We start from the raw sequence: 7,689 nt of genomic DNA on the forward strand, positions 1-7,689 counted from the left end.
CGCCGTGTGCTGTCCTTGAACCATGCGGAGAACCACTTTGGGCAAGAGCGGACTCGACGTATCCCGGATCGCGTTCGGGACCTGGCAGCTCGGCGGCGACTGGGGCTCCTTCGACGAGGACGCGGCCGTCCAGGCCATCCAGCACGCACGTGAGCTCGGCGTGAACTTCTTCGACACCGCTCAGGCGTACGGCTTCGGCAAATCGGAAGCCCTTCTCGGCCGCGCCCTGCGCGACGAGCTGAAACGCGACCGCGACAGCCTGGTGATCGCCACCAAGGGCGGCATCAACCCGGGCAGCGACCGGCCCCGCGACGCTCGCCGCGACTGGTTGCGCAAGGGCGTCGACGAGAGCCTGCGCCACCTCGACCTCGACCACATCGACCTGTACCAGGTCCACTGGCCCGACCCGGACACCCCGGCCGAGGAAACCGCCCAGGCACTGCAGGAACTCGTCGACGCGGGCAAGATCCGCCACGTCGGCGTGTCCAACTACGACACCGAGCAACTGGCCGCGTTCGACCGCACCCGCCCGGTCGAGACCCTGCAGCCGCCCTACCACCTGTTCCGCCGCGCGATCGAAGACGACCCGCTCCCGTACTGCCGCGAGCACGACATCGGCGTCCTCGTCTACAGCCCGCTCGGCAGCGGCCTTCTGACCGGCGCCTTCAACCCGCGCACGACCTTCGAGCCCGGCGACTGGCGCGCGAACTCCAGCGCGTTCCACGGCGCGAACTTCCAGAAGAACCTGGAGGTCGTCGAGCAGTTGAAGAACCTTGCGGCCGAGAAGGGCGCCACCGTCAGCCAGCTCGCCATCGCGTGGACCCTGCACCAGCCGGGCGTCCACGTGGCGATCGTCGGCGCGCGGCGGGCCCGCAACATCGAGGACAGCGTCGCCGCGGCGGATCTTGAACTCACCGGTGAGGACCTGGCCCGCATCGAGAAGATCGCCTCGCGTGGCGTCCAGGTCGAGGGCGCCAGCCCGGAGGGCGTGGCCTGACCACCGCCGGCGGGGGCCGCGGGCCGGCCCCCGCCCACGTCAGCGCGCGGCGAACTCCAGTTCCTCCAGCGCCGTGTCCAGGTGCGTCAGGATCCGCTGCAGGTGCGGCACCGACCGGCGGCACCCCGTGATCCCGAAGTCCAGGTTGTCCCCGTTGTTGGTCAGCGTGATGTTGAGCGCCTGCCCGTCCAGCAGCACCGACGCCGGGTAGATGCCGTCCAGCTTCGCGCCGTTCCAGTACATCTGCTTGCGCGGCCCCGGCACGTTCGAGATCACCAGGTTGAACGGCGGGCGCGTGTTGTTCACGAACCCGGGCACCGGCGAGATGCCCAGCTGCGCCACGTTGATGCCGGACAGCAGCAGCGCCTGCAACGGCGTCAGCTCCTTGAAGATCCGCTTCGCCTCGCGCATCGACTGGTGGATCGTCATCAGCCGGGACGCCGGATCCGGCTTGTCGGTGCCCAGGTTGCACAGCACCGCGCCGATCTGGTTGCCCGCGGCCTCCCCGGTGTCGGTCGGCTTGCGCATCGACACCGGCACCATCGCGACCAGCGGCGCGTCCGGCAGCGCGCGCTGCTCGATGAGGTAGTCCCGCAACGCGCCCGAGCACATCGCGAGCACCACGTCGTTGCGGGAGGTCCCGGTGGCGGTCGCGATCGCACGCACCCGCCCGAGCGGCCAGGACTGCGCCGCGAACCGGCGCGCGCCGCCGATCGGCACGTTGAAGATCGTCTTCGGGGCCTGCATCGGCAGCAGCAGCGTGTGCTCGCGGAACGCTTCCCGCGCCACCTTCGCCGCCGCCGGCGCCATTCCGGCGATCTGCTTCAGCGAACTCGTGCCCACGCGCAGCAGTGACCGTGCGTTACGCGGCGGCTTGTCGCGGGACACCTGACGCGAGCCCCACGGCGGCGGGCAGCTGCGGTCGTCCGCGTCGTCGGACAGCGTGCCCTGCAGGTGCCGCAACGCCGAAACGCCGTCCATCAGCGCGTGGTGCACCTTGCTGTACATGGCGAACCGGCCGTCCTGCAGGCCTTCGACCAGGTGGATCTCCCAGAGCGGACGGTGCCGGTCGAGCAGCGTGCTGTGCCAGCGCGACGTCAGCTCCAGCAGTTCCCGCACCCGGCCCGGATACGGCAGCGCGGAATGCCGGAAGTGGTAGTCGAGATCGAGATCTTCGTCGCGGGCCCATGCGGCGTAACCGAGCGTGTTCACGGGGCGGGCGACGCGCTGCCGGAACAGCGGGCGCACGTCGGTGTTCTTGACCAGGTCCTCACGCAGGCTGCGCAGCCAGGTGTGGTCGGCGCCCTCGGGGGTCTGGAACAGCTGCAGGCCGCCGACGTGCATCGGGTGCTCGCGGCTTTCCACCAGCAGGAACATCGAGTCGGTGAAGGGCATCAACGGCATCGGTGACCACCTTCCGTCGAGGGCGCTGGTGTGCCCAGGGTCATTGAGTCTACGCGTACTGCTACGGCCCGGAACACAATCTACGCTGAGGGAATGACCATCCCGACGGACCCGGAAACCGGCGAGTTCAAGCGAGCGCCGAACCGCTTCACGGCGCGGATCACGGCCGACGGTGCGGACGGCTGGCCGGCGGAGGCGGGCCGGTACCGGCTCGTCGTCAGCCGCGCGTGCCCGTGGGCCAGCCGAGCGCTGATCGCGCGCAGGCTGATGGGGCTGGAGGAAGCGCTGTCTGTGGCGATCGCCGACCCGATCCAGGACGAGCGGAGCTGGCGGTTCACGCTCGACCCCGGCGGGCGGGATCCCGTGCTGGGCATCGAGTTCCTCGGCGAGGCCTACCGCGCGGCCGACCCGGACTACGACGGCGGCATCAGCGTGCCCGCGATCGTCGACATCCCCAGCGGCAAGCTGGTCACCAACGACTACCCGCAGATCACCCTCGACCTGGACACGCAGTGGGGCGCCCACTACCGCGACGGCGCGCCGGACCTGTACCCCGAGGCGTTGCGGGACGAGATCGACGAGATCAACCGCGCGGTGCACCGCGACGTCAACGCCGCGGTGTACGAGGCGGGGTTCGCGACGAAGCAGTCCGCCTACGACGACGCGTACCGGCGGTTGTTCTCGCGGCTCGACGAGCTGTCCGAGCGCCTGGCTGGTCAGCGGTACCTGGTCGGGGATACGATCACCGAGGCCGACATCCGGCTGTTCACCACGCTCGTCCGGTTCGACGCGGTCTACCACGGGCACTTCAAGTGCAACCGGAACAAGCTGACCGAGATGCCGGTCTTGTGGGCGTACGCGCGGGATCTGTTCCAGACGCCCGGTTTCGGCGACACCGTGGACTTCGACCACATCAAGCGGCACTACTACCAGGTGCACGAGCAGGTCAACCCGACGCGGATCGTGCCAGCTGGTCCGGACCTTTCCGGGTGGGCGACGCCGCACGGGCGCGCCGACCTGGGCGGACGGCCCTTCGGTGACGGCACACCGCCGGGGCCGCCGCCGCGGGACGAGGTCGTCCCCCCGCAGTGGTGACGGGGTGCCATACTCTGACGGCGTGACGAAGACCGGCGCCCAGCACCTCGTGGACGCGCTGCTCGAGCTCGGGGCCGAGGTCGCGTTCGGCCTCCCGGGCGTGCACAACCTGCCCATCTGGGAAGCCCTCGCGGACAGCCCGCTCCGGCTGATCGGCGTCCGGCACGAACAGACCGCCGGGTACGCGGCGGACGGGTACGCGCGGGCGACCGGCAAACTCGGCGTCGCGATCGTGACGACCGGACCGGGCGCGGCGAACACGATCGCCGCGGTCGGTGAGGCGATGGCCTCCGGCTCGCCGGTGCTGGTGATCGCCACGGACATCCCGGCGGGACTGCGGCGGCCCGGCACGGTGCGCGGCGTCCTGCACGAGACCAGCGACCAGGCCGCGCTGTTCGCGCCGGTGACCAAGGCGGCGTTCACCGTCGAGACGCCCGAGGACTTGGCGCCCACGGTACTGCGCGCCGCCCGGCTGGCGTTGCGGCCGCAGAGCGGCCCGGTGTACGTCGGTGTTCCCACGGATTTCCTGCGGCACAACGGTTTCCGCGGCCCGGACCCGGAACCGACCGAGGCGTTCCCGGCGCTGGCCATGGCGGATCTCGACGCGGCGCGGCGCATGCTGGCGATGGCGTCGCGGCCGCTGATCTGGGCGGGCGGCGGTGCGGCCAGGGCCGGTGCGGGAGAGGTGATCGGGCAGTTGGCCGAGAAACTGGCCGCGCCGGTGATCACCACGTTCGCCGCGCGCGGTCTGCTGCCGCCCGCGCACCCGTGTGCCGCGCCGAACCCGGTGCACGCGCCGGAGGTGGGCGCGCTGTGGGACGAGGCCGACGTGGTGCTCGGCATCGGCACCGACTTCGACGGGTTGATGACGCAGAACTGGCTCATGCCCAAGCCGCCGAAGCTCATCGTGATCAACGTCGATCCCAAGGACGCGGCCAAGAACTACCCGCCCGACATCACACTGGCCGGCGACGCGCGGGACGTGGTGCCCGAGCTGCTGCAGGGGTTGCCGGCGCGGCCCGGGCTGGCCGAGCTGACCGAGCGGCTGCAGCGGATCGCCGAGCAGGTGCGCCGCCGCATCCGCAGCGAGGAGCCGCAGGCCGCGGATTTCCTGCGCACACTGGAAGAGACGCTGCCCGAGCGCGCCATGCTGGTGGCGGACATGTGCATCGCCGGTTACTGGGCGGGTGGTTTCCACCGCGTGCGGGCGCCGCACCAGTTCGCGTACCCGATGGGTTGGGGCACGCTCGGGTTCGGCTTCCCGGCCGCGCTGGGCGCGGCGGCCACCGGGGCGGGCCGGGTGGTGTGCGTCAGCGGCGACGGCGGTTTCCTTTACGGGTGCGGCGATCTGGCGACGCTGGCGCAGGAGTCGCTGCCGGTGACGGTGATCATCGTCGACGACGGCGGCTACGGCATGCTCCGGTTCGATCAGGACCGGGAGGGTCTGCCGCACCGCGGGGTCAACCTGCACACGCCGGATTTCGTCGGCCTGGCCCGGTCCTTCGGCGTGGACGCTGGCCGGGTGGAGGGCTTCGGCCGCGCCTTCCGGCGGCTGCTCGGCGAGTTCGTGCGCAGCGACGAGCCGAACGTCCTGGTGGTGCGTGCGTCGTTGAAGCCTCCCGTGAACACCTCGCCCCGGTGGTACCGGGCCATGCGGTCGCGTTGACTCGAACCGAATCCGCGATCTCCACGATCCGCCCGTCGACGACGGTGAACGCGATGACCGAGAGCGGCGCACCGCCCTCGCTCCAGACGACGAAGCCGGGACGACCGTTGACGAGCACCGCCCCTCCCCGCGCGGCCGCGGCCAGCCGTGCGCCGGCGGCGACCTTGGTGGCGCCGAGGACGACGACCGTGCCGTCGGGTGTGTCGGCGGTGAGCTGCACGTCGGGATCGAGCACGCGCAGCAACCCCTCGAAGTCGCCGCGATGGGCGGCGGCCTGGAACGCCTCGACCACCTCCCGTTGCTCCCGGCCCGCGGCCGTTCGCTGACCGCCCGCACCTTCCAGCGCGCGCGGCCGGCGAGCATCTCGGCGGCGGCGGTGGACTTGGCGCGGATCCGGCCGATCTCGTCGAACGGCACCGCGAGCAGGTCGCGCAGCACGACCGCTCACCCGGCCGGAGCGACTCGAGCACGACGAGGAGCGCGAGCCTGACCGGGTCGGCGAGCGCCACGTCGTCCTCGGGCGCGGCATCGTCGGCGGCCGTCACCACGAGCTCCGGCAGCTCGCCGTGGTGCGTTTCGCTTCGACGCGCAGGAGATCCAGGCGGAGTCGGCCGACGACCGTGGTCAGCCGGCCCGCCAGGTTCGCGATGGTGTCGGCGTACTGGCGGGACAGCCGCAACCAGGCCTCCTGGACCACGTCCTCGGCGTCGGCGTGGGAGCCGAGCACGCGGTAGGCGATCGCGCGCTGCCGGTCACGCTGGGCCTCGAACGCCTCGGTCACCGGCTTCATCCGGGCGGCGCGCCGCCCGGCTCGGCCGGTTGTCCGGCGGCCGCGGGGTGCGACCACAGGATGACCTTGATCGGGCTGCCGGGCGCGCCCACGGTGAGGAAGCGCCCGTCGGGCCCGGGTGGTCGACACCCCGCGCCAGGCTCAGCTTCTCCGTGTAGAACTCCAGTGCGCGGGCCTGGTCGGTCACGTGGGCCGTCACGCGCCGCGGGCCGATGGCAGGAAAGGCGCCGGATTCTGGGCGTCAGTCGTTCCGGACCACCACCTTTCCGGTGGCCTGGTTGGCCTCCATGTAGGAGTGAGCCTCGACGATCTGCTCAAGCCGGAACACCCGGTCGAGGTTCGGCTGGTACACGCCGCTCGCCACGCCGTCGACGATCGCCTGCAGCGCCTCGCCGCCGGACGCGCCCCGGATGTCGTTGCTCTGGAACGCCGTCAGCTTCGTGCCGGACGGGATCGCCGCCACCGGCTGGAAGTCCGGGATCACCCACTCGCCGCTCAGCATGCCCGCCACGCACACCGTGCCGCCGCGCTTGACCAGCCGCAGCGAATCCGGCACCGTCGGCGCTCCGATCAGGTCCAGCACGAAGTCCGGGCCATCCCGGCACAGGGCGCGGACATCGGCGCCGATGTCCCCGCCGTCCACCACCACGTGCGACGCTCCCGCCTTCTCCAGCGCCGCGACCTTCTCCCGGTTGCGCGTCGTCGCGACGGTCACCAGCCCCCGCTCCCGCGCCAGCGACATTGTCGCCATCCCCACCGACGACGTCCCGCCGCGGATCAGCAGGCTCTGCCCCGGCGACACCGGCCCGAACGCCGCGAGCGACCCCCACGCGGTCAGGTACGTCTCCGGCAGCGCGGCGAAGACCTCCCACGGCAGGTCGGTCTGCACCGGGATCAGCAGGTCGTCCGGCAGCAGCGCGTACTCCGCGTACCCGCCGTCGAACTCCCGGCCCATCTCGCCCATCACCGCGGCCACCTTGGTGCCCGGCGCGAGCCGCGCGGACTCCACGACCACGCCGACGCACTCGATGCCCAGCACTCGGGGGAACCGCACGTTCGGCGAAAGACCCTGGCGGGTCATCAGCTCCGACCGGTTCAGCCCGAACCCCTCGACCCGCACCAGGGTCCAGCCGTGCCGCACCTCGGGCACCGGAACGTCCCGCACCCGCAACACTTCCGGCCCACCCGGGCCGTCCACCACAACCGCTCGCATCTCCGCCCCCTTCCGGACACCGCGAACACTAGCGACGGGGTCCGACAATTCCGGGGCGTGAGCGGCGGACTGTCACCCGGGTGGGTTCACCGGGCGGGTTCGCCGCGGGGAAGGGGATGAGCATGGGGTGGGTGGTTCCACTGTGGTCACGCGGCCGTGAAGCAGGTGCAGGTCGAGGCGACCGGGTCAGAGGCTGGGCGCGCAGCCGGCCGGCGGTGTCAGTCTTTGCGGCGGGAGATTTCTGCGGGGGTTTGGGGGTTGCTTAAGGGGGGTGGTGTGGCGCGCGATGTGGGCGGTGGCGGGAGATTTTGCTGGGGTTTGGGGCGTGTGAGGGTGGCGGCGTGGTTCCCGCGGTGTCACGGCGGTGCGACTGGGCCGTGGGGCTTGGGTGCGTTCGTCTGGCGGTGTCAGTCTTCGCGGCGGGAGTTTTCTGCGGGGGTTTGGGGGGTTGCGTAAGGGGGGTGGTGTGGCGCGCGATGTGGGCGGTGGCGGGAGATTTTGCTGGGGTTTGGGGCGTGTAAGGG

The 7,689-nt window shown here is 71.5% G+C and carries 6 protein-coding genes; 3 read left to right on the forward strand and 3 right to left on the reverse strand.

Features of this window, described 5'->3' with window-relative positions:
- The first annotated feature begins 22 nt into the window (after nt 1-22).
- A complete protein-coding gene (locus tag ACCP09_RS19815) occupies nt 23-997 on the forward strand; it encodes an aldo/keto reductase (RefSeq protein ID WP_433748725.1) in 975 nt (324 codons plus the stop codon).
- 39 nt (nt 998-1,036) lie between these two features.
- On the opposite strand, the gene ACCP09_RS19820 is transcribed toward ACCP09_RS19815, so the two are convergent.
- Nucleotides 1,037-2,401 (reverse strand): WS/DGAT/MGAT family O-acyltransferase, encoded by a 1,365-nt coding sequence (locus tag ACCP09_RS19820; RefSeq protein WP_433748728.1) that lies wholly within the window; start codon nt 2,399-2,401, stop codon nt 1,037-1,039.
- 93 nt (nt 2,402-2,494) lie between these two features.
- Here ACCP09_RS19820 and ACCP09_RS19825 point away from each other — a divergent pair, with 93 nt between their 5' ends.
- Complete coding sequence (locus tag ACCP09_RS19825) at nt 2,495-3,496, forward strand: glutathione S-transferase family protein (protein ID WP_433748731.1); 1,002 nt, start codon at nt 2,495-2,497, stop codon at nt 3,494-3,496.
- A 22-nt stretch (nt 3,497-3,518) separates the two neighbouring features.
- Nucleotides 3,519-5,162, forward strand: coding sequence for a thiamine pyrophosphate-binding protein (locus tag ACCP09_RS19830; RefSeq protein WP_123684994.1), 1,644 nt, complete (start codon nt 3,519-3,521; stop codon nt 5,160-5,162).
- Between the two features lie 541 nt (nt 5,163-5,703).
- Here the strand turns inward: ACCP09_RS19830 and ACCP09_RS19835 are convergent.
- Both ACCP09_RS19835 and ACCP09_RS19840 read right to left on the reverse strand, forming a co-directional pair.
- Nucleotides 5,704-6,009, reverse strand: coding sequence for a sigma factor (locus tag ACCP09_RS19835; RefSeq protein WP_433748734.1), 306 nt, complete (start codon nt 6,007-6,009; stop codon nt 5,704-5,706).
- Nucleotides 6,010-6,193: 184 nt separating this feature from the next.
- Nucleotides 6,194-7,165 carry a zinc-binding dehydrogenase gene (locus ACCP09_RS19840; RefSeq protein WP_433748737.1) on the reverse strand — a complete coding sequence of 324 codons (972 nt, stop codon included), beginning with the start codon at nt 7,163-7,165 and terminating at the stop codon, nt 6,194-6,196.
- Nucleotides 7,166-7,689 lie beyond the last annotated feature (524 nt).

It is taken from the genome of Amycolatopsis sp. 3B14 (genome assembly GCF_050958625.1).
GTDB lineage: Bacteria > Actinomycetota > Actinomycetes > Mycobacteriales > Pseudonocardiaceae > Amycolatopsis_E > Amycolatopsis_E thermoflava.